The 26,411-nt window shown below is 66.5% G+C and carries 25 protein-coding genes; 10 read left to right on the top strand and 15 right to left on the bottom strand.

Annotation, left to right across the window (positions count from 1 at the left end):
• Positions 1-5 precede the first annotated feature (5 nt).
• Complete coding sequence (locus NU688_RS25100) at positions 6-800, top strand: SDR family oxidoreductase (RefSeq protein WP_257863539.1); 795 nt, start codon at positions 6-8, stop codon at positions 798-800.
• A gap of 29 nt (positions 801-829) precedes the next feature.
• Positions 830-2,536, top strand: a complete 1,707-nt coding sequence (locus tag NU688_RS25095; RefSeq protein ID WP_257863538.1) for a DUF5672 family protein — start codon at positions 830-832, stop codon at positions 2,534-2,536.
• Positions 2,537-2,569: 33 nt separating this feature from the next.
• Here the strand turns inward: NU688_RS25095 and NU688_RS25090 are convergent, their stop codons facing one another.
• Positions 2,570-3,484, bottom strand: coding sequence for a DMT family transporter (locus NU688_RS25090; protein ID WP_257863537.1), 915 nt, complete (start codon positions 3,482-3,484; stop codon positions 2,570-2,572).
• On the opposite strand from NU688_RS25090, the gene NU688_RS25085 reads away from it, so the two are divergent.
• The 5 genes from NU688_RS25085 (at position 3,483) to NU688_RS25065 (ending at position 7,836) form a co-directional block, all read left to right on the top strand.
• Complete coding sequence (locus tag NU688_RS25085; RefSeq protein ID WP_257863536.1) at positions 3,483-4,619, top strand: hypothetical protein; 1,137 nt, start codon at positions 3,483-3,485, stop codon at positions 4,617-4,619. The two genes, NU688_RS25090 and NU688_RS25085, sit on opposite strands and share 2 nt — an antisense overlap.
• 58 nt (positions 4,620-4,677) lie before the next feature.
• Positions 4,678-5,661 carry a quinone oxidoreductase gene (locus tag NU688_RS25080; RefSeq protein WP_257863535.1) on the top strand — a complete coding sequence of 328 codons (984 nt, stop codon included), beginning with the start codon at positions 4,678-4,680 and terminating at the stop codon, positions 5,659-5,661.
• Between the two features lie 128 nt (positions 5,662-5,789).
• Entirely contained in the window at positions 5,790-6,188 is a 399-nt protein-coding gene (locus NU688_RS25075) for a response regulator (RefSeq protein ID WP_257863534.1), read from the top strand.
• Between the two features lie 189 nt (positions 6,189-6,377).
• Positions 6,378-7,376 (top strand): bile acid:sodium symporter family protein, encoded by a 999-nt coding sequence (locus NU688_RS25070; RefSeq protein WP_257863533.1) that lies wholly within the window; start codon positions 6,378-6,380, stop codon positions 7,374-7,376.
• A 145-nt stretch (positions 7,377-7,521) separates the two neighbouring features.
• Entirely contained in the window at positions 7,522-7,836 is a 315-nt protein-coding gene (locus NU688_RS25065; protein ID WP_257863531.1) for a hypothetical protein, read from the top strand.
• 55 nt (positions 7,837-7,891) lie between these two features.
• Here the strand turns inward: NU688_RS25065 and NU688_RS25060 are convergent, their stop codons facing one another.
• From NU688_RS25060 to NU688_RS25015, 10 genes are all read right to left on the bottom strand, one after another.
• Entirely contained in the window at positions 7,892-9,553 is a 1,662-nt protein-coding gene (locus NU688_RS25060) for a Na/Pi cotransporter family protein (RefSeq protein WP_257863530.1), read from the bottom strand.
• A gap of 63 nt (positions 9,554-9,616) precedes the next feature.
• Positions 9,617-10,474: a phosphodiesterase gene (locus tag NU688_RS25055; protein WP_257863529.1), complete on the bottom strand. Its 858-nt coding sequence runs from the start codon at positions 10,472-10,474 to the stop codon at positions 9,617-9,619.
• The gene (locus NU688_RS25050) at positions 10,471-11,532 is read right to left on the bottom strand and encodes an ABC transporter ATP-binding protein (RefSeq protein WP_257863528.1); all 1,062 of its coding nucleotides are present in this window, start codon (positions 11,530-11,532) and stop codon (positions 10,471-10,473) included. The genes NU688_RS25055 and NU688_RS25050 overlap by 4 nt, the downstream gene beginning before the upstream one ends.
• Positions 11,522-12,322 (bottom strand): ABC transporter permease, encoded by an 801-nt coding sequence (locus NU688_RS25045; RefSeq protein WP_257863527.1) that lies wholly within the window; start codon positions 12,320-12,322, stop codon positions 11,522-11,524. The genes NU688_RS25050 and NU688_RS25045 overlap by 11 nt, the downstream gene beginning before the upstream one ends.
• 12 nt (positions 12,323-12,334) lie before the next feature.
• Positions 12,335-13,156, bottom strand: coding sequence for an iron ABC transporter permease (locus NU688_RS25040; protein WP_257863526.1), 822 nt, complete (start codon positions 13,154-13,156; stop codon positions 12,335-12,337).
• A 12-nt stretch (positions 13,157-13,168) separates the two neighbouring features.
• Positions 13,169-14,191, bottom strand: a complete 1,023-nt coding sequence (locus tag NU688_RS25035; RefSeq protein WP_257863525.1) for an ABC transporter substrate-binding protein — start codon at positions 14,189-14,191, stop codon at positions 13,169-13,171.
• 40 nt (positions 14,192-14,231) lie between these two features.
• Positions 14,232-15,242, bottom strand: coding sequence for a LacI family DNA-binding transcriptional regulator (locus tag NU688_RS25030; protein WP_257863524.1), 1,011 nt, complete (start codon positions 15,240-15,242; stop codon positions 14,232-14,234).
• Between the two features lie 157 nt (positions 15,243-15,399).
• Entirely contained in the window at positions 15,400-15,918 is a 519-nt protein-coding gene (gene lspA, locus NU688_RS25025; protein WP_257863523.1) for a signal peptidase II, read from the bottom strand.
• A complete protein-coding gene (gene ileS / locus NU688_RS25020) occupies positions 15,918-18,767 on the bottom strand; it encodes an isoleucine--tRNA ligase (RefSeq protein ID WP_257863522.1) in 2,850 nt (949 codons plus the stop codon). The genes lspA and ileS overlap by 1 nt, the downstream gene beginning before the upstream one ends.
• Positions 18,768-18,890: 123 nt before the next feature.
• The gene (locus NU688_RS25015) at positions 18,891-19,928 is read right to left on the bottom strand and encodes a bifunctional riboflavin kinase/FAD synthetase (protein ID WP_257863521.1); all 1,038 of its coding nucleotides are present in this window, start codon (positions 19,926-19,928) and stop codon (positions 18,891-18,893) included.
• A 167-nt stretch (positions 19,929-20,095) separates the two neighbouring features.
• Between NU688_RS25015 and NU688_RS25010 the strand changes: the two genes are divergently transcribed.
• Entirely contained in the window at positions 20,096-20,656 is a 561-nt protein-coding gene (locus NU688_RS25010; RefSeq protein ID WP_257863520.1) for an HNH endonuclease, read from the top strand.
• A gap of 2 nt (positions 20,657-20,658) precedes the next feature.
• On the opposite strand, the gene NU688_RS25005 is transcribed toward NU688_RS25010, so the two are convergent.
• The 4 genes from NU688_RS25005 to NU688_RS24990 all read right to left on the bottom strand — a co-directional run bounded on the left by NU688_RS25005 (position 20,659) and on the right by NU688_RS24990 (position 25,203).
• Positions 20,659-21,447: an enoyl-CoA hydratase gene (locus tag NU688_RS25005; RefSeq protein WP_257863519.1), complete on the bottom strand. Its 789-nt coding sequence runs from the start codon at positions 21,445-21,447 to the stop codon at positions 20,659-20,661.
• Between the two features lie 11 nt (positions 21,448-21,458).
• Positions 21,459-22,811, bottom strand: coding sequence for an alpha/beta fold hydrolase (locus NU688_RS25000; RefSeq protein ID WP_257863518.1), 1,353 nt, complete (start codon positions 22,809-22,811; stop codon positions 21,459-21,461).
• An 82-nt stretch (positions 22,812-22,893) separates the two neighbouring features.
• Positions 22,894-24,009: an acyl-CoA dehydrogenase family protein gene (locus NU688_RS24995; protein WP_257863517.1), complete on the bottom strand. Its 1,116-nt coding sequence runs from the start codon at positions 24,007-24,009 to the stop codon at positions 22,894-22,896.
• Positions 24,010-24,021: 12 nt separating this feature from the next.
• A complete protein-coding gene (locus NU688_RS24990) occupies positions 24,022-25,203 on the bottom strand; it encodes an acyl-CoA dehydrogenase family protein (protein WP_257863516.1) in 1,182 nt (393 codons plus the stop codon).
• Positions 25,204-25,431: 228 nt separating this feature from the next.
• On the opposite strand from NU688_RS24990, the gene purN reads away from it, so the two are divergent.
• A complete protein-coding gene (gene purN, locus NU688_RS24985; protein WP_257863515.1) occupies positions 25,432-26,028 on the top strand; it encodes a phosphoribosylglycinamide formyltransferase in 597 nt (198 codons plus the stop codon).
• Between the two features lie 35 nt (positions 26,029-26,063).
• Positions 26,064-26,396 carry an I78 family peptidase inhibitor gene (locus NU688_RS24980; RefSeq protein ID WP_374684685.1) on the top strand — a complete coding sequence of 111 codons (333 nt, stop codon included), beginning with the start codon at positions 26,064-26,066 and terminating at the stop codon, positions 26,394-26,396.
• Positions 26,397-26,411: the final 15 nt, after the last annotated feature.

Genomic DNA, 26,411 nt, shown 5'->3' with positions numbered 1-26,411 from the left:
CAAACATGGATCTGGGCATTGCGGGCAAGACCGCGCTGGTGTGCGGCGCGAGCAAGGGGCTGGGCTACGGCTGCGCCGAGGCGCTGGTGCGCGAAGGCGTCAACGTGGTGATCGTGGCGCGCGGCGCCGAGGTGCTGGAAGCGGCTGCGAAGAAGCTGGCTGAAGCGGCAAGCGCATCGGGCGCTCCGTTCGTCAAGCACGTGGCGGCCGACATCACCACCGAAGCCGGCCGCGCGGCCGTGTTCGCGCTGGGCCATGACTTCGACATCGTCGTCACCAATGCCGGTGGCCCGCCGCCCGGCGACTTCCGCAACTGGGACCGCGAGGCCTGGATCAAGGCGGTCGACGCGAACATGCTCACGCCGATCGAGCTCATCAAGGCGACGGTCGATGGGATGGCCAAGCGTGGCTTCGGCCGCATCGTGAACATCACCTCGAGCTCGGTGAAGTCGCCCATCGACATCCTCGGCCTCTCGAACGGCGCGCGCAGCGGCCTCACCGGCTTCGTGGCCGGCGTGGCGCGCACGGCCATCGCGGCACAGGGCGTGACCATCAACAACCTGCTGCCCGGTTCCTTCGACACCGATCGCCTCAAGGGCACGATGGCCGGCGCGGCGCAGAAGACCGGCCAGGACTTCGACACCGTGTGGGAAGCCCGCAAGAAGAACATTCCCGCCAAGCGCTTCGGCACACCGGCCGAGTTCGGCGCCATCTGCGCGTTTCTCTGCAGTCTGCAGGCCGGCTACATGACCGGCCAGAACGTGCTGGCCGACGGCGGCGCCTACCCCGGCACGTACTGAGCGGGCTCACGGGCGAAGGGAGGCGCATCGTGAGCAACAACAACAGGTCTTTCAAAAAAATAACGCTGGTGTCGGTCACCGGGCTGCCCGACGCGCGCGGCGCGGCGATGGCGCTGCAGCACAGCCAGGCACAAATGCCCGGTGCGCGTGCGCTGCTGTGCAGCCCGCAGGCGCCCGCCAACCTGGCACCGGGCATTGCGCATGTGCCGATCGCGTCGCTGAACTACCACGAGTACGGCTGGTTCATGATGTTCGCGCTCTGGCGCGTGGTGCAGACCGAATTCGCGCTGGTGGTGCAGGAAGACGGCTGGGTCGTCAATGCGGACAACTGGCGCGACGAATTCCTGGACTTCGACTACATCGGCGCACCGATCCATCTCGCGAAGATCGACACGCCGGAAGGCACATACTGGCGCAACCGCTTCGAGTGGGCCGATGAATTGCAGAAGCCCGGCCACGTCGTCACGCCAATCCAGAACGGCGGCTTCAGCCTGCGCAGCCGGCGCTTCATGCGGGCGCTGGTCGACCACCCGCACATCCGCGTCGAGATTCCGCCGCCCGATGCGGTGGAAGGCGATCCGCTGAAGATGCACTGGCAGCACAACGCGCTGCTCGAGGACGTGCAGCTCAGCGGCGTGTTGCGTCCCGCGCTCGAAGCGGTCGGCATGCGCTTTGCGCCGCTGGAAATGGCGCGCAGCTTCTCCATCGAACACGCGGGGCCGCAGCTGCACCACGGCTACAACGCGATGCTGCTGTTCGGGCATCACGCGAAGGTGCGGCAACTGGCGAGCCTTTCGCCGCTCACGCTGCGTTCGCTGATTCCGCTGTCGCAGCTCGATGCCTGGTATGGCGAGCGCGACATCCTGCAGATGTTCGAGCGCAATGGCTACCGCATCGAGTTCGCGCCCGAGCCCGTGGCACCGGATGCCGCGCCGCGCAGGGTGTACGACTGCGCTCTTTACAACGGTGAGGCCGATGTGCTGGCGATCCGGCTGCACGAGCTAGACGAGGTCGTCGATTGGTTTGTGATCGTCGAGGGAACTCGCACTTTCAGCGGGCTCGAAAAGCCGGTGAGCTTCGACCCGAGCGATCCGCGCATTGCGCGTTTCCTGCCGAGAATCCGGCACGTGGTCGTCGACGATCTCCCGCTCGAAGGCGACGCGTGGTCGCGCGAGACTTTCCAGCGCAATGCGGTGCTGAGAGGTCTGCACGACGCCGGGCCCGATGATCTGATCCTGATGTGCGACGTGGACGAGATACCCCGTGCCACCGTGGTGAAGCGCATGCGCGACGAGCGCACGCTCGACACCTACGGGTTCGTGCTCGACATGTATTACTTCTATGCCAATTACTGCAACGTCGAGGGGCCGGAAGCCGTGGCTGTCTGGGGGGTGGCCGCCACGGGTGCGCGGCTGGCAACCACCACGCCGGATCGCCTGCGCTATGAGGTGAGTCGTGGCGCCGTACCTGCGTGCATCATCCGCGGGGCCGGGTGGCATCTCTCCTTTCTCATGGACGATGCAGCGGTGCGGCGCAAGATAGGTGCCTTCTCGCACCAGGAATACAACACGGCGGCATTCCTCGAATCGATGGATATCCCGGCGCTCGTGGCTGCAGGCGGTGATCTTTTCAGCCGGCCCGGATTCGTCTGGCGCATCGTGGAGCGCGAGAACGCGCCGGTCTGGTTGCTATCGCAGCCGAGCCTGAGCCATCTGTTCATCGAACCCGCCGCTTGATGCTGCGGCGAGCGCGGCATGCCGGCAGTGCGGTCAAGCGCTGGTTCGGGGCCGCGACGCCACCGCGATGCCGGCCACGATCAGCACAAACGCCGCACCGTGATACCAGTGCGGCGCCTCGCGCAGGAACGCCGCCGACAGCAACGCCGCGAACAGCGGCGTGAGGTTCATGAAGATGCTCGCCGCCTGCGGCCCCGCGCGCTGCACGCCGGTGCCCCAGCAGCGATAAGCCACCACCGCGGGGCCGATGCCGATGAACGCCATCGCGGCGACGAGCGGCCAGCCGAGGTCGATGTGGGCATCGGTCAGCGTCCACTCGCCGGCAGCCAGCGCGCCCGACCACGCGAGGCCGAACACCAGCTGCGCCATCAGGAAGGCGGCCCAGTCCTGACGCACCTGCTTCGGCTCATGCGTGCGTGCCAGCAACCAACTGTAGAAAGCCCAGGCGATGGTGCCGGCGATCATGTACAGGTCGCCCGGCACCAGCCGCAGCCCGAGCAACTGCCGCCACTCGCCGCGGCTCAGCACCAGCAGCACGCCGAGCATCGACAACAGCGCACCCGCGATCTCGCGCCCGCTGACGCGCGCGCCGAAGAAGAGCGTGCCTGTGGCGAGCATCCACAGCGGCAGGCTGGAGCCCACCAGCGTGACGTTGATCGGCGTGGAGGTCTGCAGCGCGAGGTACTGGAAGGCGTTGTACAGGCCGATGCCCAGGAGGCCGAGCACGGCGTAGCGCTTCCAGTGCGCCCAGAGCGGGCTGTCGCTGCGCAGCACCGATGCCGCGAACGGCAGCAGCAGCACGAACGCGATCACCCAGCGCACGAAGTTCAGCGTCAGCGGCGACACCAGCTCGCGCACCAGCCGGCCAACGACGGCATTGCTGGCCCACAGCAGCGGCGGCACGATCAGCAGGAAAACGGTGAGGGGCGTGAGGCGCTGTGTCTGCATGGACGCCGACTCTAACGGGCATCGCGGGCATGCTTCGGCCGGCGCCAAACGTGGCACGATCACGCAGATGACTTCCGACGCGCTGACCATCCTGGTCCCCACCTACCGCAACGACGCGAAGGCCCGCCGCGTGCTGGCCGGGCTGGCGGCCCTGGTGGCGGGCAGCGAAGGGCGCATGCGCCTGATCATCGGCGACAACAGCCAGAACCCGCAGAAGCACGAATTCCTCTGGCGCCTGGCCGAATGGAGCCCCGAGCTGATCGACATCCATTGCCGGCCGCAGCGCATCTCCGGGCAGATGAACCTGCTGGACCTGTTCGGAAAGTCGGCCTCCGGAATCCTGATGTTCCATGCCGACGACGACTACATCTCGGACGACTACATGGTGCGCGCGCACGAGATCCTGCGGCAAGACCCCGGCGTCTCTGCCGCCTACACCTCGTACATCGTCAACAAGGGCGGGTCCATCCTGACGGTGCCCCAGACGTCACCGCAGCTCGACCAGGCCTCGCCTGTCGAGCGGCTGGTCGAGAACCACAACTGCTGGGGTGGCTACAACCTGTTGTTCTATTCGGTCTTCAGGAAGCGCAACCTCGAAGGCACGGTCGCCTTCCTGAATGCGTGCCCGATCGAGGCGCCATTTCACGACTGGTGGTTCAGCTACGCGATGGTCTGCAGCGGCAGCGTGCGCAACGCCGCGGTCGGCCAGATCCTGTATGCGGCCGAGGGGATGCACGAGACGGGCGGCAACGACTCCATCGCCCACTACGCGGCGCTGGGCTTGCCGCCGATCGTGAGCCATCTGCAACTGCTGTTCACCGCAGCCGAAGGGGCCTGCTTCTTTCTCGGGAAATATTCGCCGGTGGCGGATGCCACCGGGCGCCAGGCCTGTGCCCAGTTCGTGTTCGAGACGAACATCAAGATCGCGATCGCGCAGCTTCAGCAGAGCGATCTGCCCGCGCTCGGCATCGAGGGCGAGGTCCTGCGGCAACTGACCACGGTCATCCTGAACAACGACTGGCTCACATTGGAGAACACCATCGATTTCCTCCACCTCGTGCTGGCGCAGACGAACGCCGACCTGGCCGACCGGTACCGCGATTTTCTGAACGACGCGCTGAAAATCCCTGCCTGAGACCCGGGCCGGTTTTTTCGCTACTGTCCGCTCCACCCTCCTTTCCGAGAATCACTCTATGAGCAAAGCTGTCCGTATCGACCGCCATGGCGGCCCCGAAGAACTGAAGATCGTCGACGTGGAAGTCGGCGACCCCGGCCCCGGCGAGATCCGCATCCGCCACAAGGCCGTGGGCCTGAACTTCATCGACACCTACCAGCGCAGCGGGCTCTATCCGTTCCAGATGCCGTTGCAGCTCGGCATGGAGGCCTCGGGCGTGGTCGAGGCGGTGGGCGAGGGCGTCGTGCACCTGAAGGCAGGCGACCGCGCCGCCTATGCGAGCCAGCCGCCCGGCGCTTACTGCGAGGCGCGCGTCATGCCGGCCAAGACCGTCTGCAAGCTGCCTGACGCCATCTCCTTCGAGACCGGCGCAGCCATGATGCTCAAGGGCCTGACCACGCAGTACCTGCTCAAGAAGACGCTGCCCGCCGAAGGCCTGCAGCCCGGCGACTTCATCCTGTTCCACGCGGCGGCCGGCGGTGTCGGCCTCATCGCCTGCCAGTGGGCCAAGGCACTGGGCCTGCAGCTGATCGGCACCGCCGGCAGCGACGCCAAGTGCAAGCTCGCGCTCGACCACGGCGCGGCGCATGCCATCAACTACAGCACCGAGAACTTCGCGGCCCGCGTGAAGGAGATCACCGGCGGCAAGGGCGTGAAGGCGGTGTACGACTCGGTGGGCAAGGACACCTACGAGGGCTCCATCGAGTGCCTGCGCCCCTTCGGCCTGCTCGCGATCTTCGGCAACGGCTCGGGCCCGGTGCCGCCGATCAGCCTGGGCACGCTGGCCTCCAAGGGCTCGCTCTACGTGACGCGGCCCACGCTCTTTACCCACATCGCCACGCGCGAAGCCACGCAGGCGATGGCGGATGATCTGTTCGCGGTGGTCGCGAGCGGCGCGGTGAAGATCCCGATCGACCAGCGCTACGCCCTGGCCGACGTGCAGCAGGCGCACCGCGACCTGGAAGCGCGCAAGACCACGGGCTGCACGATCCTCACGCTCTGAAACTCGGGGTTGGATAGTGAGCGCGGCCGTGCAGCCAGTCTTGTCCTACCCGCGGTGGGGTGTCATGCCTTCGACTTGTGACGAGTGCACTTTGTAGGCTGTGCCCTAAGCAAGGAGGCAAGCCGGTCATGAACATTCGCACCTTCATCGTCGAAGACAACCCCACCATCCGCGAGAGCCTGGTGGGCACGCTGCGCGAGGTGGCCCGTGTCGATCCGGTCGGCGAGGCCGAGACGGAGGCCGAAGGTTCGAACTGGCTCACGCGCAACCCGGCGCTGTGGGACCTGGCCATCGTCGATCTGTTCCTGAAGGACGGCACCGGTTTCCGGGTGCTCGAGGCCTGCCGCCAACGCAACCCGGCGCAGAAGATCGTGGTGCTCAGCAACTACGCGACGCCCGAGATCCGGCGCAAGTGCGCGCACCTGGGCGCCGACGCCGTGTTCGACAAGGCCACCGAGATCGACGACCTGATCGACTACTGCCAGCGCCGCCGTCAGGAGCGGTTCAGCTCGCCGACTGCACACTGAGGCGGGGCATTCGGGCGCCGGCCGGCAGGCGATGCGGGTCTTCGCCGAAAATCACTCTCTACAGGGCGCGAGGAGCACGCGCCGGGCTCCGCAAATTGGCGACGAGATTCATGCGCGGAAATCACTCATCCATCTGCTGAATCTGCTGTTTGCCGCACGGGTCGCGTCGTGGGGCGCGCTTTTCCCGTCATGTCCCGCTCCCGCTTTCTTCCTGACAACTTCACGTTCGCGCTTCTCTCTGTCGTCACCTTGGCCAGCCTGCTGCCCGCGAGCGGCGATGTAGCGCACATCTTCGAACGGGTGACGACCGTCGCCATCGGCCTTCTGTTCTTCCTGCACGGCGCCAAGCTGTCGCGCGAGGCGATCATGAACGGCATCACGCACTGGAGGCTGCACCTGCTGGTGTTCGGCAGCACCTTCGTGCTGTTTCCGCTGCTGGGGCTGGCGCTCAAGCCGTTGCTGCTGCCGTTGATGACGCCCGAGCTCTACACCGGGGTGCTGTACCTCTGCGTGCTTCCTGCCACGGTGCAGTCGGCGATTGCGTTCACGGCGATGGCGCGGGGGAACCTGCCGGCGGCGATCTGCAGTGCGTCGGCGTCGACGCTGCTGGGGGTGTTCATCACGCCGGTGCTGGTCAATCTCGTGGTGCTGCCGAACGGCGGTCATGCGAGTTCGTCGCTGGGGTCGATCGGGCGCATCCTGCTGCAGTTGATGGTGCCGTTCCTGGTGGGGCATCTGCTGAGGCCGTGGATCGGCAAATGGATCCAGCGTCGTGCGGCGGTGCTGAAGTTCGTGGACCAGGGGTCGATCCTGCTGGTCGTCTACACGGCGTTCAGTGCGGCCGTGATCGAGGGGCTTTGGCGGCAGGTGCCTGCGCACGCGCTGGTCGGCTTGCTCGTGGCCTGCGCGGTGGTGCTGGGGCTTGCGTTGGCCCTGACGACGCTGATGGCGCGCAAGCTGGGATTCGACAGGGAGGACGAGATCACCATCGTCTTTTGCGGCTCCAAGAAGAGCCTGGCCAGTGGGATTCCTATGGCGAAAGTGCTGTTTCCCTCGCACGCTGTGGGGGCCATCGTGTTGCCCTTGATGCTGTTTCACCAGATGCAGCTGATGGTTTGCGCTGTGCTGGCCCAGCGGTATGCGCGGCGGGGACGGGTTGGCACTGCGGTCTTGAAGACAGCCGAGTAGGTTTTGTCGAGCCCGGGCCTCCCTCCGGCGGGTGGCTTGCGCGGGCAGCGCGCCCAAAAGTGGGCCCAAATCCTGACCCAATTCGAATACGATTTAACCGGTTGCCGGGTTGTGCCAACGGTTCAAACATGCAGGAGATGTTCACATGCAATTACCCGTGTTGAGACTTTCCCGCGGCGCTTTCCCGGCCGAAAACTACGCGACGGTTCGCGACAGGCTGGAGCAGGCACAGGCATCGCTGGTTCCTGCCATCAAGGCGTTGCAAGGCCGCCTTCATTTCTGGGCGGGCGCCGACCCAGCTTCGAACACCATGGTCAACATCAGCGTCTGGGCAACGCTCGATGATGCGAAGCAAATGGAAACCTTGGCGCCGATGCTGGCCCTGGCATCTGAATTCGTAGCCATTGGCGTGCAGTTCGAGCGCCCGATCACGAACTACCAGTCCCTGTGGGAGATCTAGCGCGCGCAAGCGGGTCAGCCCGCCGGGTGAGGCCCGGCCTCAGGCTCCAAGAAGACTAGCTCTCGATCTTCCCAAGCCGCGATTCGCGCAGCCGGCTGGGCGCCAGAGCCCCAGCCGACTCCAGGATCGGATAGGCAATGGAGCAGATGTGCGAATTGATCCGCTTCAAATCGCTGATCAGGTCGATGTGCAGCGAACTCGTCTCGATGCTGAGAGTGGTCCGGTCCGACAACCGGTCCAGATGAGTCGTCGCATAGGCCCGCTCCAAGTCGCGGAACCGCGCCTTCTCTTCAAGAAGCTTCTGCGCATCCCGCACATTCCCGTTCAGGAACACGCTCATGCTCAGCCGCAGGTTGGCCACAAGCCGCCCATGCAGCTCGACGATCTCCGCCATCCCGGCCTCCGAGAAATTGCGCTGCGGTTTGATCTTCTTGTCTTCCACATCGATGATCACCCGCTCGATGATGTCGCCGATCTGCTCCATGTTGATCGTGAAGCTGATGATGTCCGTCCAGCGCCGGCTTTCCTCTTCGCCCAGCGCCTCGCGCGAGATGCGCGTCATGTAGTACTTGATGGCCGAGTACAGCTCGTCCACCGTGTCGTCCAGCTGCCGCAGCTCCTGCGACAGCCGCGTGTCGTTGTTGCGGATCACGTCGAGCACGCCGATCAGCATGGTCTCCACGATGTCGGCCTGATGCAGCGCTTCGCGTGCCGCATTCGAAATCGCGAGCGACGGCGTGGAAAGCGCCGACGGATCGAGGTGGTGCGGTCGGCTGGTGCCGGCGGGCTGCTGCGGCACGGGCAACATCCGCGTCACCAGCTTCGCAACCCATTGCGTGAGGCCGATGAAGCCGATGCTGATCACGACGTTGAAGGCCAGGTGGAACAGCACCACGCCGTGCGTCTGGTTCGGCAGCTCGGGCTGCACGTAGCGGATCCACAGGCCGATGAAGGGCGCGACGACCGCCACGCCCAGCGCCTTGAAGAGCAGGTTGCCGACCGTGACCTGCCGCACCGACACCGCCGACTTGGCCGTGGTCAGCACCGCGAGCAGGCCGCTGCCGAGGTTGGCGCCGAGCACGAGGCCGAGCGCCACGTCCAGCGGCACCACGTTCGACGTGGCCATGGCCGCCACCAGCAGCACCACCGCGAGGCTCGAATAGGCCACGATCGCCAGCACCGAACCGATGGTGATCTCCAGCAGCACGTCGCTGTTGAGCGACGCTAGCAGTGCGCGCACGGCGGGCGAGGAAAACAGAGGCTCGGTGGCTTCCACCACCAGCTGCAGCGCCAGCAGCATCAACCCCAGGCCGATCAGCACCCGCCCCACGCGGCCCGCCACGGTGGCCGAGCGCGTGATGAACAGCACCACCCCCACGAAGATGAACATCGGCGAGAGCCATGACAGGTCCGCCGAGAACAGCACCGAGATCAGCGCCGTGCCCACGTCGGCTCCCCGCATCACCGCCAGCGCCGCCGGCAGCGTGACCAGGCCCTGCCCGACGAAGGACGAGGTCATGAGTGAGGTGGCGGTGCTCGACTGCACCAGCGCCGTCACGCCGATGCCCGAGAGGGCGGCCGTGAAACGATTGCGCATGCTCTGCACGAGGATCTTGCGCAGGTTGGCGCCGAACACGCGCAGCACCCCGGTGCGAACCAGATGGGTGCCCCACACCAGCAGTGCGACGGCCGCGAGCAGATTCAGGAGATGCTTCATGGGTGTCGGGTTCTGTCCTTTTCGTTTTGGTTCGTTTCGACCCCATTTTCCACAAGTGGCAACTCAGTCGATCAGCGCTCCGTTGTCGTGGAAGGGGAAAGGGCCTTCGAAGCGGCCGGAGGCCGCCAGATGGGTGACGAGGCGGCCGCTGCGAGGCGACCAGGCATGCACGCGGAAAGCGGGTGGCTCCAGCGTCCAGGCCGAGGCCGCGCCGGGCGCCAGGTCGAGGCAGACCTGGTGCGCCGGTGCCGGTGAAGTCGACGCGACGGTGCCGCCGAAACGCACATCGATGGCGCGGTGCAGGTGACCGCAGATCACGCGCTCGACATAGGGGTGGCGCGCGATCAGCGCTTCGAGCGCGTCGGCGCCTTGCAGCAGGCCGATATCGTCCATGTGGCCGATCAGTGTCGTGAAGGGCGGGTGGTGCATCGCGACCACGACGGGTTCGCCGCGGCAGGCGTCGAGCTGGGCTTCGAGCCAGCCCAGGCGCTTTTCGCACAGCGTGCCGTGGCTCGCGCCGGGCACGCAGGTGTCGAGCGTCAGCAGCCGCAGCGCGCCGACGCGCACCGCGTACTGGATGAAGCCGTCCGTGTCGTCGCCGCTGCCGAGATACGCATGGCCGGGAAAGCTCCGACGCAACTGGTCGCGGTCGTCGTGGTTGCCGGGCATCAGGTAGACCGGCATGGTGAGCGGCGCCAGCAGGCGCGCGAGGTGTTCGTATTCGGCGGCGCGGCCGAAGTCGGTCAGGTCGCCAGTGATCACGACGGCATCGGGCTGCTGCGGCAGGGCGAGCACTGACTGCACGGCTTGCTGGAGATACGGCGCGGTGTCGATGCGGCCATAGGCCAACCGGCCCGGCTCACGGATATGGAGGTCGGTCAGCTGGACCAGAAAAGTGTCTTGCGTTGCTGTTGTCGTCATGCACTGGGCTCCTGCGACGTCATCAGGCGATCGGGGTGGACGCGAAGGCCCACCGGATCGCCCGGACCGAAGGGGTTGTCGCGTCCCACGTCGGCCACCAGCAGGGGCTGGTCTTGCACGCGCAGCTGAAGCTGCACGCGGTCGCCGAGGAAGGTGCGGCGCTCGACGGTGGCGGCGCCCCAGTCGGGCCGGGGTGCGCTCACTTCGACGTCTTCGGGGCGCACCAACAGCATCGCATGGCTCCGCCACGCGGGCGGGCAAGGCAGGGTGCTTCCGCCGAGTCGGACAACGCCTTGCGCGATGGCCTCGGGCGCGCGCTCCAGCCGGTTGACCCTGCCGAGAAACTCCGCGACGAAGGGGTGCGCGGGCGCGCGGTACAGGTCTTCGCCGCGGCCCACCTGCACGATGCGGCCGGCACGCATTACGGCGAGGCGGTCGGCGATGGCGAGCGCCTCCTGCTGGTCGTGCGTCACGTGGATGGCGGTGATGTGCAGGCGGCGCAGCAGCTCGGCGAGTTCGTCGCGCAGCGACTCCTTGAGCTTGGCGTCGAGTGCCGCCAGCGGTTCGTCCAGCAGCAGCACGCGCGGGCGCACGGCCACGGCGCGCGCGAGGGCCACGCGCTGGCGCTGGCCACCGGAGAGTTCGGCGGGGCGCTTGTTCTCCAGTCCGTTCAGGCGCACGAGGTCGACCAGTTCGCCCACGGCGCGCTTCTCTTCATCGGGCGACACACCGCGGATGCGGAGGCCATAGCCGATATTGGCCGCCACCGTCATCTGCGGAAACAGCGCGTAGCTCTGGAACACCATGCCCACGCCGCGGTGCTCGACCGGGCGCTGCGTCACGTCCTGGTCGCCGAAGACGATGCGGCTGCCCGCATCGGGCGCTTCCAGCCCCGCGATCAGGCGCAGCAACGTCGTCTTGCCGCAGCCCGAGGGGCCAAGCAGTGCGAGCACCTCGCCGGCCTCGACGTGCAGGTCGGTGGCTTGCAGGCCGCGCGTGCCGTCGGCGTAGGTCTTCGCGCAGTTCGCGATGTCGATGGGGATGCGTTCAAGTTCCATGGCGTTTCTGCATCAAATTGGCAAGGTACTGCAGGCCCCACAGCACGGGAAGGATCACTGCGAAGAAGACCAGCGTGTAGGCCGATCCGACCTCGATGCGCATCGAGGCGTAGCTGTCGGCCAGCCCCACGGGCAGCGTACGGGTGAGCGGCGTGTGCAGCATCCAGGTGAGGTTGAATTCGCCCACAGAGAGCGTGAACACCATCAGGCTGCCGGCCACGATGGCCGGGAACACGGCCGGCACGAGGATGCCCATGAAGCGCTGGCGGAAGTTGGCGCCCAGCGAGCGCGCGGCCTCTTCGAGCGCGAGCAGGTCGTCGCGCTGGAACGCCGAGCTCACGGTGCGCACCATGAAGGGCAGCGTGAAGATGATGTGGCCCACGAGGATGAAGGCGAAGCTCGTGCGGAAGGCCGTGAGCTGGCCGTAGGCGAGGATGAGCGCCAGGGCGGTCGCGAGGCCCGGCACGGCGACGGGCAGCGTCAGCAGTTCCTCGAAGATGCGCGCCGCGCGCGAGCGGCTGCGCGCCAATGCATACGCGCAAGGCACGCCGAGCAGCACGGTGCTGATCACGCAAGCGACGGCCAGCCCGATCGACCAGCCGACGGTGCCGCCGTAGTTCTCCCACACCTCGCCGAGCCAGCGCAGCGTGAGGCCGCTCTTGAGGCCCGCGCTGTAGTTGTTGACCAGCCCTGCCATGACCGACAGCAGCATCGGCGCGATCATGAAGAGGCTCACCAGCACGGTGATGGCCAGGAGGAAAGGTGCGCGGGGTTGCGATGTCGTACGCATTCGGGCTCCCTTTCAGCGCGCGACCGGGTTGGCCCCGAAGCGCCGCGCGACGAACAGCACCAGCCAGGTCACGAGGCCCAGCGCAATCGACAACGACGCGGCGAGCGCGAAATTGGCGTAGTTGGTGAACTCGTTGTAGATGGTGATCGGGATCACCTCGAACTTGCTGGCCAGCGTGAAGGCCGTGCCGAAGGCGCCCATCGAGGTCGCGAACAGGATCGCGCCGCAGGCCAGCGTGGTGGGCGCGAGCTCGGGCATCCACACGTCGCGCGCCACACGAAGCCGCGAGGCGCCGAGCGAGCGGGCGGCTTCCTCGAGCTGCATGTTCATCGCTTCGGCGGCCGCGGCATAGGTGGCGATGGCACGCGGCAACGAGAAATACAGGTACGCGAGAAAGAGGCCGAGCAGGCCGTAGGCGAAGGTGATGCGCTCACCGATCAGGCTGTCGCTGACATCGGCCACCAGCCCTTGCCGCCCGCCGAGCAGGATCACGAAAAAGCCGATGATCACGCCCGGAAACGAGAGCGGCAGCGTGAGCAGCGACAGCAGCACGCGCTTGCCGATGAAGGCATGGCGCGCGAGATAGATGCCCACCGCCGCGCCGAGCACCAGCGTCGCCAGCGTCACCGCCACCGACAGCACGACGGTGTTGGCCATGCTCTGCAGGTAGCGCGAGTCGGTCAGCACCGCGAGGTAAGTGGCCCAGCCTTTCTCTGCCGGCAGTGCGAGCAGGCGCACCACCGGCAGCAGCCAGAAGGCCGTGAAGAAGGCGGCTGCGGGGGCCACGCAGGCGAGCAGCCGCCAGCGTGGGTTCCAGGCGTTGGCGGGCTTCATCTCGATGCGGACTCAGCGCACCTCTTTGAGGTAGCGGTCGGAGAACGCGCGCTGCGCTTCGGCCATGCGACCGTAGTCCACGCTCTTGGCACGCGCGTATTCGCTCGCGGGCAGGAACTGCGCCTCGATCTCCTTGGGCATCGCGTTCGCGCGCACCGGGCGCAGGTACGCCTTGGCCCAGATCGCCTGACCTTCGTCGGACAGCGTGAAGTCGAGCACTTTTTTCGCGTCGGCCGCATGCGGCGCCTTGGCGACCAGGCTCATCACATAAGGAACGACCAGCGTGCCTTCGCTCGGGATGACGAAGGCGACGTTGGCCTTGTCCTTGTACTTCGCGCGGTAGGCGTTGAAGTCGTAGTCCAGCAGGATCGCGATCTCGCCCGACAGCACGCGCGCGTACGAGGTCTGCTTCGGCACGATGGGCTCGTTCTTCTGCAGCGCCTTGAAGTAGTCGATGCCCGGCGTGAAGTTGTCCAGCGTGCCGCCGCGCGCCTGGTTGACCGCCACCGCGCCCACGTAGCCGACGAAGGCCGAGGCGGGGTCGAGATAACCGATCAGGCCCTTGTATTCGGGCTTGAGCAGGTCGGCCCACGACTTCGGGATCGGCTTGCCCTTGAGCGCATCGACGTTGACCATGAAACCGAGCGTGCCCGAGTGGATGGTGAACCAGTTGCCGGCCGGGTCCTTCAGGCCATCGGGAATGTCTTTCCATTCCGCGGGCTTGTAGGGTTCGATCAGGCCGTCCTTGGCGGCCTGCACCGCGAAGGTCACGCCGAGGTAGGTGACGTCGGCGACGGGGCTCGCCTTCTCTGCCGACATCTGCGCGAGCGACTGGCCCGAGTTCTTGTTGTCGGGCGGTACGGTGACGCCGGTCCTGGCCTTGATGGCCTTGAGCTGCGTGCCCCAGTCGGCCCATTCGGTCGGGCAGTTGTAGCAAATGGCGGTCTGGGCCATGACGCTGCCGGCGGCAACGAAGGTGGCGGCGATCAGCCCGAGGCGGGCGATGCGGGAGATGCTCGAAAGGCGGAGGGACATGAAGAAGCTCCTTGGATGGACGAGGTGTGGTGAGGAGAAATCAACCGGCGGCAACGTCGCACGCGGATGCGCACGACTCGCCGTCGCGGAAGGTGTGGGGCAGCAGCAGGCTCGCGTCGGCCTGCAGCGTGGTGCCGCCGGCCATCGCCTGGATCAGCAACTCGACGCTGTGGCGGCCGATGTCGCTGTTGGGCTGCGCGATGGTGGTGAGGGCGGGCGTGAGGTCTTCGCCGAGCGCGATGCCGTCGAAGCCGATCACGCTGAGGTCGTCGGGCACCGAGAGCTCGCCCAGGTGCGCGGCGCGGATGCTGCGGATGGCGAGCAGGTCGTTCGAGCAGACGAGCGCGGTGGGGCGGTTGTCGGCCTGCAGCACGTTGGCGAGCGCATCGACGGCGCTTTCGACGAAGGGCACCTCGATCAGCGGCGGCGCCTTGAGCCCTGCATCGGCCATGCCTTTCCGGTAGCCGCGCAAGCGTTGCTGCGCGCGGTCGGAGGCGGCGAGCGTGCCGCTGACCATCGCGATGCGGCGGTGGCCGAGCAGCACGAGGCGCGCGACCGCGTCGGCCACGGCGGCTTCGCTGTCGACGGTGACGCACGGATGGTCCGCGTGCCGGTTGTAGGCGAGCACATAGGGCGTGCCGGTGGTGCGAAGCCGTGCGAGTGCCTTCGAGGTGGACGGGTTGGAGACCACGAGGATCAGCCCGTCGACATTGCCGGCGAGCAGCAGTTGGACCGCCCGCTCTTCCTCGTCGAGCCGGTAGCCCGTGGTGACGGGAAGGATCGCGTAGCCGCCTGCGACGGCGGCACGCGCGATGCCCTGCAGGCACTCGGCGAAGGTCGGGTTCAGCAGCGTGGGCAGCACGACGCCCAGCGCACGGCTGCGCTGGGTGCGCAAGGTGCGCGCGCTGGCGTTGGGCACGTAGTGCAATTCGCGCGCCACCCGCTCCACCAGTTCGCGCGTGGCGGGCGTGACCTTGTCGGGGAAATTGAAGGCTCGCGACACGGTGGCCACGGAGACCTTGGCTTTGGCGGCTACGGCTTGGATGCTCATCGTGCGGTGTTCATGTAATCGATTACATTGGACCGCGGCAGTATGACTTCATCATGACATCGCCTGAAAGCGGGGAGAAACCCTCGGCCTGCCGGCGAGGGCGCAGCGGCCAAAGAAAAAGGGCCCGAAGGCCCTTGAGTTACTTGCTTGACTGGCGCTATTTGCCCCGGCGAACCCGCCGGATCTCGTCCACGATCAGGCAGATGGCCCCGAGCGTGATCGCGCTGTCCGCCGCATTGAACGCCGGAAAGTACCAGTTGCCCGCGTGGAAGCTCAGGAAGTCGACGACGTAGCCGTGCATCATCCGGTCGACCACGTTGCCGATCGCGCCGCCCAGGATGCAGGCCATTGCGAACGAAAAGAGCTTCTGCCCCGCGTGCGACTTCAGCATCCAGACGATGAACACCGCCGCGCCCACGCCGATGGCCGTGAAGAACCAGCGCTGCCAGCCCGAGTGATCGGCCAGGAACGAGAAAGCCGCGCCCGTGTTGTGCGCCCGCACGACGTTGAAGAAGCTCGTCACGTAGGTCGCGTCGCCGAGCTTGTAGTAGCCCAGGATCAGCGTCTTGGTGAACTGGTCGATGATCACGATGATCACCGCCAGCCCGAGCCAGGGCCAGATGCCCAGGCTGCCACCGCGCGAACGCGATGCCGATGCGGAGCGTGTCGTGGCCATCAGGCAAAGCTCCGCGATTCGCCGGCGCCGAACAGGTTGCTCGTGCAACGGCCGCAGATCGTCGGGTGCGCCGGGTCGTGGCCCACATCCTCGCGGTAGTGCCAGCAGCGCTCGCATTTCTGCGCGGTGCTCGGCGCCACGGTGGTCGCGAGCGTTTCGCCCGCCGCCAGCGCGATGGCCGAGGTGATGAAGACGAACTTCAGGTCGTCGCCCAGCGTGCTCAGGAGCGCGAAGTCGTCGGCCGGCGCGGTGAGCTGCAGGTCGGCCTGCAGCGACGAGCCGACCTTGCCTTCGGCACGCACGGCTTCGATGTCCTTGTTCACCACGTCGCGGATCTCGCGTATGCGGCTCCACTTGGCGAGCAATGCTTCGTCGGGCGCATCGAACTTGCAGTACGTCTCCGCGAAGATCGATTCGCCCGGCTTGCCGGTGCTCACGAACTTCCACGCTTCCTCGGCCGTGAAGCTCAGGAACGGCGCCATCCAGCGCAGCATGGCTTGCGAGATGTGCCAGAGCGCCGTTTGCGCGCTGCGGCGTGCGAGCGAGCCGGGTGCGCTCGTGTAGAGGCGGTCCTTCAGGATGTCGAGGTAGAAGCCGCCCAGGTCTTCCGAGCAGTAGATCTGCAGCTTGGACACCACCGGGTGGAACTCGTACACCTTGTAGTGCGCAAGGATTTCGGCCTGGAACTGCGAGGCGCGCGCGAGCGCGTAGCGGTCGATCTCGAGCAGCTGGTCGAGCGGCACCGCATCCTTCTGGATGTCGAAGTCGCTGGTGTTGGCCATCAGGAAGCGAAGCGTGTTGCGGATGCGGCGGTACGAGTCGACCACGCGCGCGAGGATCTTGTCGTCGCCCGCGATGTCCCCCGAATAGTCGCTTGCAGCCACCCAGAGGCGGATGATTTCCGCGCCCAGCTTGCTGCTGATTTCCTGCGGGTCGATGCCGTTCTTGAGCGACTTGCTCATCTTGATGCCCTTGGCATCGACCGTGAAACCGTGCGTGAGCAGGCCGCGGTACGGCGCGCGGTCTTCGAGCGCGCAGGCGATCAGGAGCGACGAGTGGAACCAGCCGCGATGCTGGTCATGGCCTTCGAGGTACAGGTCGGCCTCGGGCCCTGTTTCGTGATGAACGTTCGGGTGCGTGCCGCGCAGCACGTGATAGAAGGTCGAGCCCGAGTCGAACCACACCTCCAGGATGTCGGTGCTCTTGGTGTAGCTCGGCGCGTCTTCGGCGCCCAGGATCTCCTCGGTCGTCACGCGGCTCCAGGCCTCGATGCCGCCCTTCTCGACGATGTCGGCGGCCTGGTCGAGGATTTCCATCGTGCGCGGATGCAGCTCGCCCGAATCCTTGTGCAGGAAGAACGGGATCGGCACGCCCCAGCTGCGCTGGCGGCTGATGCACCAGTCGGGCCGGCCGGCGATCATGTCGTGCAGGCGGGCCTTGCCGTTCTCGGGGTAGAAGCTGGTTTGCTCGATGGCATCGAGCGCGGTCTGGCGCAGCGTCTTGGGCGCCTTGTCCTTGGTGAACACGCCTTCACCCTCGTCCATGCGGATGAACCACTGGGCGGCCGCGCGGTAGATCACCGGCGTCTTGTGGCGCCAGCAGTGCGGGTAGCTGTGGGTGATGGTCTCGGTGGTCATCAGCCGGTTGGCATCGCGCAGCGCGGCGATGATCACCGGCACGGCCTTCCAGATGTTCTGGCCGCCGAAGAGCGGGAAGTCGGGCGCGTAGCTGCCGTTGCCCTGTACCGGGTTCAGGATGTCGTCGTACGCCACGCCGTGGGCGATGCAGGAGTTGAAGTCATCCACGCCGTAGGCGGGCGAGGAGTGCACGAGGCCGGTGCCGTCGGTGGCGGTGGCGTAGTCGGCCAGGTACACGGGCGACAGGCGCTTGTAGCCAGCATCGACGTCGTACAGCGGATGCTCGAATTCGAGCCCGCCCAGCGCCTCGCCCTTCACCGTGGCCAGTACCTTGCCGTCGAGCGCGTAGCGCGTCATGCACATCTCGACCAGCGAGTTGGCCAGGATCAGCAGGCCGCGCTCGGTATCGACCAGCGAGTACTCGATCTCGGGGTTGAGGTTGATCGCCTGGTTGGCCGGGATCGTCCACGCGGTGGTGGTCCAGATCACCGCGAAGATGTCGCCCAGGATCGTGTGGTCGGTGCCGAAAGCCTTGAGCACCTTCTCGCGCTCGTGCGCCTTGAAGGCCACGTCGATGGTCTGGCTCTTCTTGTCGGCGTATTCGATTTCGAACTCAGCCAGCGACGAGCCGCAGTCGAAGCACCAGTACACGGGCTTCAGGCCCCGGTAGACAAAGCCGCGCTCGATCACGCGCTTGAACGCGCGCAGCTCGCCGGCTTCGTTGGCGAAATCCATGGTCTTGTAGGGATGGTCCCATTCGCCCAGCACGCCCAGGCGCTGGAAATCGACCATCTGCTGCGCGATCTGCTCGGTGGCGAAGGCGCGGCTCTTGGCCTGCATCTCGTCGCGGCTCAGGTTGCGGCCGAACTGCTTTTCGATGGCGTTCTCGATCGGCAGGCCGTGGCAGTCCCAGCCGGGCACGTAGAGCGCGTCGAAGCCTTCGAGCTGGCGCGCCTTGGTGATCATGTCCTTGAGGATCTTGTTCACCGCGTGGCCCATGTGGATCTGGCCGTTGGCGTACGGGGGGCCGTCGTGCAGGATGAACTTGGGCGCGCCGTGGCGGGCGTCCCGCAGGCGGTGATAGCGGCCTTCGTCGTTCCATTCCTTCACCCAGCCCGGTTCGCGCTTGGGCAGGTCGCCGCGCATCGGGAAGGGGGTGTCGGGCAGGTTCAGCGTGGAACGGTAGTCGGTGGGGGAAGCAGCGTCAGACATGTTGGGAGTGCGAAACAGAGGGGCTTCGACAGGCTCAGCCCGAACTGCATTGAGCGGTCGGTGCGGAAGATATAGCCGTTCGCCCTGAGCTTGTCGAAGGGCGGCAGCACGGGGCGTGCAGGGCTAAATTCGGTCGCGCGTGGTCTGGCGGTGGGTTTCGGCGTGGGTCGATGCGAAAAACGCGCGTGCGTCGCGCCCATCCTTGGCGATGCCCGCAGTGAGGGCCTCGAGGCTGGTGTAGCGCAATTCGTCGTGCAGTTTGTGCAGGAGTTCCACGCGGACGATTTTACCGTAGGCCCCTTCGGACCCCAGATGCGAGGGCCACTCCAGGCAATGGGTCTCCAGCAGCACCCGGCCGGCGTTGACGTCGTTGGCGTCCAGCGAGGGGCGCACGCCGAGGTTGGCGACGCCCGGCAGCGGCTTGTCGGCCAGGCCATGTACCAGCACCGCGAAGATGCCGCTGGCGGCCGGTTTCCAGTGCTTGAAGCGCAGGTTGAGGGTGCGAAAGCCGTCGTCCTGGCCCGGCGCCGAGGCGCCCAGCGCGCGGCCGAGCTTGCGGCCGTGGACCACGTGGCCCGAAATCGTGTACGGACGGCCGAGCAGCGTCTGGGCGTCGGCCATGCGGCCTTCGGCCAGCGCTTCGCGCACCGCCGAACTGGAAACTCGCAGGCCGTGCACCTCGTAGCTGTTCATGCGCGCCACGTCGAAGCCGCGCCTGTCGCCTGCCGCATCCAGCATGGCGTAGTCGCCGGCCCGCTTGGCGCCGAAACGGAAGTCGTCGCCCACAAGCACATAGCGCGCGCCCAGGCCGTCGACCAGCACGTTCTGGATGAATTCCTCGGGCGATTGGGAGGCGAGCCGGCCGTCGAACGGCAGCACGATGGTCTGCGCCACGCCGCAGGCCGCGAGCTCGCTGAGCTTGTCGCGCAGCGTGCCGATGCGGGCGGGCGCCAGGTCGGGCTTTTTGGTCAGGGCAGCGAAATAGTCGCGCGGGTGCGGCTCGAAAGTCAGCACGCAGCTCGGCAGCCCGCGCTGGCGGGCCTCGGTCTGCAAAAGCGCGAGCATGGCCTGATGGCCACGGTGCACGCCGTCGAAATTCCCGATCGTGAGGGCGCAGGCCGGGGCGACGCCCGGATGCCTGAAGCCGCGGAAAACCTGCATTGGTGAGTATCTTTTTGATAGCGCCTTTCGCCCGTCAAATGGGCGAATCAGGCCGATTTGTCACAAAGCCGGTATATTGTGACGCAGTGCGTCGCTTGGCGTGGGTCTCCGATGCGCTCCGTGTCCCTGGTCTTTCCGTGTTCTCTCACTTTCTTGAGGAGGCGTGTGTGAAGGTCTTGAAGCTGTCGGCCCAAGGGCTGCCCCAGTCATGGATATCGCTCGAACAGGCGGTGATCCACTACGCGGCGGACGAAGTTCGCTGGGAAGTGGGCGCGCAGGTGGCGGTGTTCCGCGGCGGGCACAACGCCGTCACGGGCGAGCAGTCGCAGATTGCGATCAACAGCATCATCGGCACCAAGGGCGTGCCGCGCATCAATCCCTTCACCCAGCGCCCGGGCCTGACCAACAGCAAGCTGTTCTCGCGCGACCGCAATGTCTGCGCCTATTGCGGCGGGCATTTCCACGAAGACGAGCTCACGCGCGAGCACATCATTCCCTTTGCCCAGAAGGGCATCGACACCTGGATGAACGTGGTCACGGCCTGCAAGCCGTGCAACCACCGCAAGAGCAGCCGCACGCCCGAGCAGGCGAACATGCCGCTGCTGTATGCGCCTTACGTGCCCAGCCTCTGGGAAGATTTCATTCTGCGAAACCGCCGCATCCTGGCGGACCAGATGGAATTCCTCATGGCGCACCTGCCGCAAAGCTCGCGGCTGCACGACGTCTAGCCTCAGCGTTTCCAGTCCGGCGGGCGCTTTTCGATGAACGCCTGAACGCCTTCGAGCGCGCTCTCGTCCATCATGTTGCAGGCCATGGTCTGGCTGGCGTCGGCCAATGCGGCCTCGATGCCGGTTTCCAGCTGACGATAGAAGAGGGCCTTGCCGAGCGCCAGCGCCTTGCGGGGCTTGGCGACGATGCTGGCGACCAGGGCTTCGACGGCCGCATCGAGTTCGGCGGGCGCCGCCACTCGATTGACCAGCCCTTTCTCCCGCGCTTCCTGCGCACTGATGAATTCACCGGTCACCAGCATCTCGAAGGCTTCCTTGCGGCCGAGGTTGCGCGACAGCGTGACGCTCGGCGTGGCGCAGAACAGCCCCACATTCACCCCGCTGACCGCAAAGCGCGCCTCGCTCGATGCCACGGCCAGATCGCACACCGCGACCAGCTGGCACCCGGCAGCGGTCGCGATGCCGTGCACGCGCGCGATCACCGGCACGGGCAGCCGCTGGATCGACAGCATCATTGCGCCGCAACGCTCGAAGAGCTGCTGGTAGTAGCCGAGCGACGGTTCCGCGCGCATTTCCTTCAGGTCATGCCCCGCACAGAAGGCCTTGCCCTCGGCCGCGATGACGACTGCGCGCACGGTCTCGTCGGCCGCGATGTTGCCCAGCGCTGTTTCCAGCGTGCCGAGCATGCCCTCCGACAGCGCGTTGAACGAAGCCGGGCGGTTCAGCGTCAGCGTGACCACGCCGCGCGCATCGCGTGTGTTCAGCACGAAAGGGGAACTGATGTCGCTCATGTCCGTTGTCCTCAGTAAGTCAGCTCGAGCACGGTCACATGCTCCTTCACCGCCGGCCACGTCAGGCCGGTGATGCGTTCGCCATTGAATTCGCCGACGACCGCGCGCTGCTGCTCGCTCGCGGCGATGCGCAGCCTGGAGCTCGACACGCCCGAGCCCTTGGGCGGCACGCCGGCCGGCAGGCTTTGCCCGTCGAAGCGCAGGGTGTCGCGCTCTGCATCGAAGTACCCGCGCGGCCGCGTGAAGACCACGACCACGTTGGCGCTGCCATCGCCGGGCGTGATGCGCTCGGGCCGCAGGTTCACGACGCCGCTGCTGCGCGGGAAGGGGCTGCGGTAGATGTGGGTGGTGCCGTAGCCGGGGGCGCTCAAGACGAACTCGTAAGCCGTGCCGCCGCGCGCGCTGAAAGGCCCCCAACGGCCGTCGGCGCCGATGTTCTTGCTGTGCACCGCGTCGCCCTGCCGCACGCCCGTGGCCGGATCGACGGCGTAGATGCGGAGCTGGGCGCCGTTCAGCGAGAGGTTCTCCGCGCCGATGGCGCGACCGTCGAGCACGATGTTCGTCTCGACCGCCACCGCCGTGCTGCGCGGCGCCTCGCCGGTCAGGAACTGCCACGTCGCGGCAAACGCAGCGGGCGAGAACGAGGTCTCACGGTGATCGACGCGCGGCATCACGACATTGGTCGCGCCCTTGAGCGCCGGCCCGTCGAAGCCGATGTTCGTCGGCTTGCCGGGCGCGCCGATCCACACGCCATCGGGCTGCGCGTACTTGTCGTTGTTGTCCGAGCGCAGGGTGAGCCACTTCACGCCGGGCGTGACTTCGTCGCCGTTCGCACCCTTGGGCGCATTGAGCTGCTGCATGAAGCCCGAGAGGCCCGAGAACTCGTTGTTCTCGCGAAAGCCCTTCACCGCCCAGATGCCGTGCGCCGGGTTGCCGCCCAGCACCACATGGCTCACCACCGCCGCACCTCCGCCGTTCTGCACGTAGTTGCGGATCGTGTTGCCGCCGCGCGAGTTGCCGATCAGCACGACCTTGCTCGCGCCCGTCGCCTTGAGCACCTTGTCGACCTCGGCCTTCAGGAAGACGGCCGAATCCTTGGTCGAACTGCGGCCGGGCTGGGCGACTGCGTCGTCGTCACGGGCGACCGGGTTCGGCTGGTCGACCGCAAAGAGCCGGTCGCGCGGCCAGCCGTTCGACTCGAAGCGCCAGATCGTGGTCTGCCACAGCGCCGCCGAATCGCCGTTGCCGTGCATGAAGACGATCGGCGGGCGCTCGGTGTACGAAGGCGTTGGCGCGGTGGCGCAGGCGGTCAGCATGGCGGTCGATACGAGCCCGAGGGCAAGGAGGATGCGGCGGGATGGCATGTAGCGGTCCTGGCTGGGTTCCAAGTGAAAACGCCCGCCGGCGCAAGGCGGGCGGGCGTTGGATGCTATGAGAAAACGGCTGTCAGGCGAAGACGCCAGCCGTGTCCTGCATGCGCGCTGACACTTCGCTCAAGTGATGCAGCGTGTCCCCGAAGGTCATCTCCAGCTGCGTGAGCTTGCGGAAGTAGTGGCTGCCGATGTACTCGTCGGTCACTCCGATGCCGCCGTGCAGCTGCACCGAGTTCGCGGCCACATAACGCATCGACGTGCCCAGCTGGTACTTGGCGCGCGCCAGCGCCTGGCGCCGCTCTTCGGCCGGGGCGTTGAGCTTGAGCGTCGCGTAGTAGCTCATCGAGCGCGCGAGTTCCAGTTGCATCTTCATGTCGGCGATGCGGTGGCGCAGCGCCTGGAAGGTGGAGATGGTCACGCCGAACTGTTTGCGCTGGTTCATGTAGTCGACGGTGAGGGCGACGGTCTTGTCCATCACGCCGACCGCTTCGGCGCAGGTGGCGGCGATGCCGACGTCGACCGCGTATTCCAGCGCGGCCAGGCCATCGGCCGTGACCAGCGTGGCGTCGGCCTTGTCGAACACGACCTCGGCCGCGCGGCCACCGTCCTGCGTGCCGTAGCCGCGGGCCTCGACGCCGCTGGCGCTGCGCTCGACCAGGAAGAGGGCGATCTTGCCGTCCACCTTGGCCGGGACGAGGTACGCATCGGCTTCGTCGCCCACGGGCACCACACTCTTGGCGCCGGTCAGGGACCAGCCGTCGCCGGCTTTTGCGGCATGGGCTTCGCACACGTCGAGGCGGTAGCGGGCCTTGCGCTCCTGGTAGGCCAACACCACGATCGCCTGGCCGCCGGCAATGCGCGGCAGCCAGTTGTCCTTGGTGCCTGCGTCGGCATAGCCGCCGAGCACCGCGCCGGCGATCAGCGTCTGCGCGAAGGGCTCCAGCACGATGCCGCGGCCCAGTTCTTCCATGACGACCATGCCGGCCACCGGGCCCATGCCCAGGCCGCCGTCGTCTTCGGCGATGTAGAGGCCACCCAGGCCCAACTCGGCCAGTTCGTCCCACGCCTCGCGCGAGAAGCCGCCCTTGGCCTCGATGCCGCGGCGGCGCTCGAAGTCATAGCCCTTGTCGACCCATTTGCGGACGGCGTCGCGCAGCTGTTCCTGGTCGTCGGTGAAATTGAAATCCATGTTCTTGTCTCCTCAGCCCAGGACCGTCTGCGCGACGATGTTGCGTTGCACTTCGTTCGATCCGCCATAGATGGTGGTCTTGCGCATATTGAAGAAGGTCGACGACAGCGGCGCGATCGCCGGGTTGCCGCCCGGGAAGTTGCCCTGCCAGCCGGCTTCCATCGCTTCGCGGATGAGCGGCAGCGCGTAGGGGCCGCCGGCCAGCATCATCAGTTCGCTGTAGCGCTGCTGGATCTCGCTGCCGCGGATCTTGAGCAGGCCCGCGACGTCGAGCGAGTTCTTGCCTGAGGTCGCGGCCGAGAGCACGCGCAGCACCATCATCTCGAGCGCGACGATGTCGACTTCGAGCTTGGCGATCTCGTCGCGGAAGCGCGTGTCGTCGTAGACGCCTTCGCTCTTGGCGATGCGCTTGAGGCGCTCGAGTTCGCGCTTGGCGCGGTTCACGTCGGCGATGTTGGTGCGCTCGTGCGAGAGCAGGTGCTTGGCGTAGGTCCAGCCCTTGTTCTCTTCGCCGATGAGGTTCTCGGCGGGCACTTCGACATTGTCGAAGAACACTTCGTTGACTTCATGGCCGCCGTCGAGCAGCTTGATCGGGCGCACGGTGACGCCAGGCGACTTCATGTCGAGCAGCAGGAAGCTGATGCCGGTCTGCGGCTTGCCTTCGTTGCTGGTGCGCACGAGGTTGAACATCCAGTCGCCGTACTGGCCGAGCGTGGTCCAGGTCTTCTGGCCGTTGACGATGTACTTGTCGCCCTTGCGCTCGGCCTTGGTCTTGACGGAGGCGAGGTCGGAGCCCGAACCGGGTTCGCTGTAGCCCTGGCTCCACCAGACTTCGCCGCTGGCGATGCCCGGGAGAAAGCGCTTCTGCTGCTCGGCGTTGCCGAAGGCCATGATCACCGGGGCGACCATCACGGGGCCGAAGGGCACGATGCGCGGGGCGCCGGCGAGGGCTGTTTCTTCCTCGAAGAGGTGGCGCTGAATGGCGGTCCAGCCGGGGCCGCCGAATTCGGTGGGCCATCCGTAGCCCAGCCAGCCCTTCTTGCCGAGGATCTTTGCCCAGTTCTGCAGATCGTCGCGCGTGAGTTCGAGCGCGTTGTGCACCTTGTGCGAAATCTCTTGGGGGAGGTTGTCCTTGACCCATGCGCGAATCTCTTCGCGGAACTTCTGTTCTTCGGGCGTGAAGCTCAAATCCATGCGTGCCTCGCTGTGTTGATCGGTTCACCGCAGACGCGGTGTGTCTCCGGAGCTTCGAGTTTTAGCACGGTCGTGCTGTGATTCGGTGTCCGCGCGGCGACAAGCATGTGCCCCCCGGCTTTTCACTTCGCTTCGCTTCGTGTAACTCGCTACCCCCCGAGGGGGAGGCGCGGCTCGCCTTGGGGCGGCCCGGCGGCGGCCGCCGTACACGGATAATCCCGCCCTCCCATGAAGAACATCGTGATCCTGATTTCCGGCGGCGGCTCCAACATGGCGGCCATCGTGCGTGCCGCCGAGCGCGACCGCTGGGCCGAGCGATTCGGCGCGCGCGTTGCGGCGGTCGTGAGCAACAAGGCCGAAGCTGGCGGGCTGGCGTTTGCCAAGACGCATGGCATTGCCACCGAAGTCGTCCCGCACAAGGAATTTCCGACCCGGGAAGCCTTCGACGAGGCGCTGGCGAAGGTCGTTGACGCGCATTCGCCGGCGCTGGTGGTGCTGGCGGGGTTCATGCGCATCCTGACGCCGGGCTTCGTCGGGCGTTATGCGGGGCGGCTGGTGAACATCCATCCCTCGCTGCTGCCGGCCTTTCCGGGGCTTCATACCCATCAGCGCGCCATCGACGCGGGTTGCAAGGTGGCCGGCGTGACCGTGCACCAGGTCACCACCGAACTCGACCACGGGCCGATCCTCGCGCAGGCCGTGGTGCCCGTGCTGCCCGACGACACCGCTGCCACGTTGGCGGGCAGGGTGCTGGCGCAGGAGCATCAGTTGTATCCGCGCGCCATTGCCGGATGGCTCGCGGATACATCACGTCACATTCGTTAATTTTGTTTATATTGACGGGTTTTCGGGAGTTCGAAGTGAAGAAGAAATACCCAACCCTGCTGATGACCGTCGCCGGAGCTGCTCTCGTGGCGGGCTGTGCGGCGTCGGCACCGGTGCCCGCACCTGCACCCGCCCCGGCTCCCGCTGCGCGGACGGAGCCCGTCTACCAATGCAATGTCGATGGCGCCAGGTTCGCCGTCGGCCAGCCTCTGACGCCGCAACTCGAAGCTGCGGTCCGGGCCCGGTCCGGCGCGGGAATCGTCCGCACGCTGAAGCCGGGTGAGGCCGTCACGATGGAATTCAACGGCGGGCGGCTCAACCTCCACGTCGATGCGCGCAACCGCGTGACCGAGGTCGGCTGCGGCTGACCCGTGTCCCGCCAG

Origin of the sequence: Variovorax sp. ZS18.2.2 (assembly GCF_024701975.1) — a bacterium.
Lineage (GTDB): Bacteria > Pseudomonadota > Gammaproteobacteria > Burkholderiales > Burkholderiaceae_C > Variovorax.
Note: the sequence above shows the minus strand (reverse complement) of the source record. Positions and strands in the feature narration are given on the sequence as shown.

Excerpts from the sequence above, each read along its gene's own strand:
- NU688_RS25100 (WP_257863539.1), top strand. The coding sequence starts at position 6 with ATGGATCTGGGCATTGCGGGCAAGACCGCGCTGGTGTGCGGCGCGAGC.
- NU688_RS25085 (WP_257863536.1), top strand. The coding sequence starts at position 3,483 with ATGGACGCCGACTCTAACGGGCATCGCGGGCATGCTTCGGCCGGCGCC.
- NU688_RS25090 (WP_257863537.1), bottom strand. The coding sequence starts at position 3,484 with ATGCAGACACAGCGCCTCACGCCCCTCACCGTTTTCCTGCTGATCGTG.
- NU688_RS25080 (WP_257863535.1), top strand. The coding sequence starts at position 4,678 with ATGAGCAAAGCTGTCCGTATCGACCGCCATGGCGGCCCCGAAGAACTG.
- NU688_RS25075 (WP_257863534.1), top strand. The coding sequence starts at position 5,790 with ATGAACATTCGCACCTTCATCGTCGAAGACAACCCCACCATCCGCGAG.
- NU688_RS25070 (WP_257863533.1), top strand. The coding sequence starts at position 6,378 with ATGTCCCGCTCCCGCTTTCTTCCTGACAACTTCACGTTCGCGCTTCTC.
- NU688_RS25065 (WP_257863531.1), top strand. The coding sequence starts at position 7,522 with ATGCAATTACCCGTGTTGAGACTTTCCCGCGGCGCTTTCCCGGCCGAA.
- NU688_RS25060 (WP_257863530.1), bottom strand. The coding sequence starts at position 9,553 with ATGAAGCATCTCCTGAATCTGCTCGCGGCCGTCGCACTGCTGGTGTGG.
- NU688_RS25055 (WP_257863529.1), bottom strand. The coding sequence starts at position 10,474 with ATGACGACAACAGCAACGCAAGACACTTTTCTGGTCCAGCTGACCGAC.
- NU688_RS25050 (WP_257863528.1), bottom strand. The coding sequence starts at position 11,532 with ATGGAACTTGAACGCATCCCCATCGACATCGCGAACTGCGCGAAGACC.
- NU688_RS25045 (WP_257863527.1), bottom strand. The coding sequence starts at position 12,322 with ATGCGTACGACATCGCAACCCCGCGCACCTTTCCTCCTGGCCATCACC.
- NU688_RS25040 (WP_257863526.1), bottom strand. The coding sequence starts at position 13,156 with ATGAAGCCCGCCAACGCCTGGAACCCACGCTGGCGGCTGCTCGCCTGC.
- NU688_RS25035 (WP_257863525.1), bottom strand. The coding sequence starts at position 14,191 with ATGTCCCTCCGCCTTTCGAGCATCTCCCGCATCGCCCGCCTCGGGCTG.
- NU688_RS25030 (WP_257863524.1), bottom strand. The coding sequence starts at position 15,242 with ATGAGCATCCAAGCCGTAGCCGCCAAAGCCAAGGTCTCCGTGGCCACC.
- lspA (WP_257863523.1), bottom strand. The coding sequence starts at position 15,918 with ATGGCCACGACACGCTCCGCATCGGCATCGCGTTCGCGCGGTGGCAGC.
- ileS (WP_257863522.1), bottom strand. The coding sequence starts at position 18,767 with ATGTCTGACGCTGCTTCCCCCACCGACTACCGTTCCACGCTGAACCTG.
- NU688_RS25015 (WP_257863521.1), bottom strand. The coding sequence starts at position 19,928 with ATGCAGGTTTTCCGCGGCTTCAGGCATCCGGGCGTCGCCCCGGCCTGC.
- NU688_RS25005 (WP_257863519.1), bottom strand. The coding sequence starts at position 21,447 with ATGAGCGACATCAGTTCCCCTTTCGTGCTGAACACACGCGATGCGCGC.
- NU688_RS25000 (WP_257863518.1), bottom strand. The coding sequence starts at position 22,811 with ATGCCATCCCGCCGCATCCTCCTTGCCCTCGGGCTCGTATCGACCGCC.
- NU688_RS24995 (WP_257863517.1), bottom strand. The coding sequence starts at position 24,009 with ATGGATTTCAATTTCACCGACGACCAGGAACAGCTGCGCGACGCCGTC.
- NU688_RS24990 (WP_257863516.1), bottom strand. The coding sequence starts at position 25,203 with ATGGATTTGAGCTTCACGCCCGAAGAACAGAAGTTCCGCGAAGAGATT.
- purN (WP_257863515.1), top strand. The coding sequence starts at position 25,432 with ATGAAGAACATCGTGATCCTGATTTCCGGCGGCGGCTCCAACATGGCG.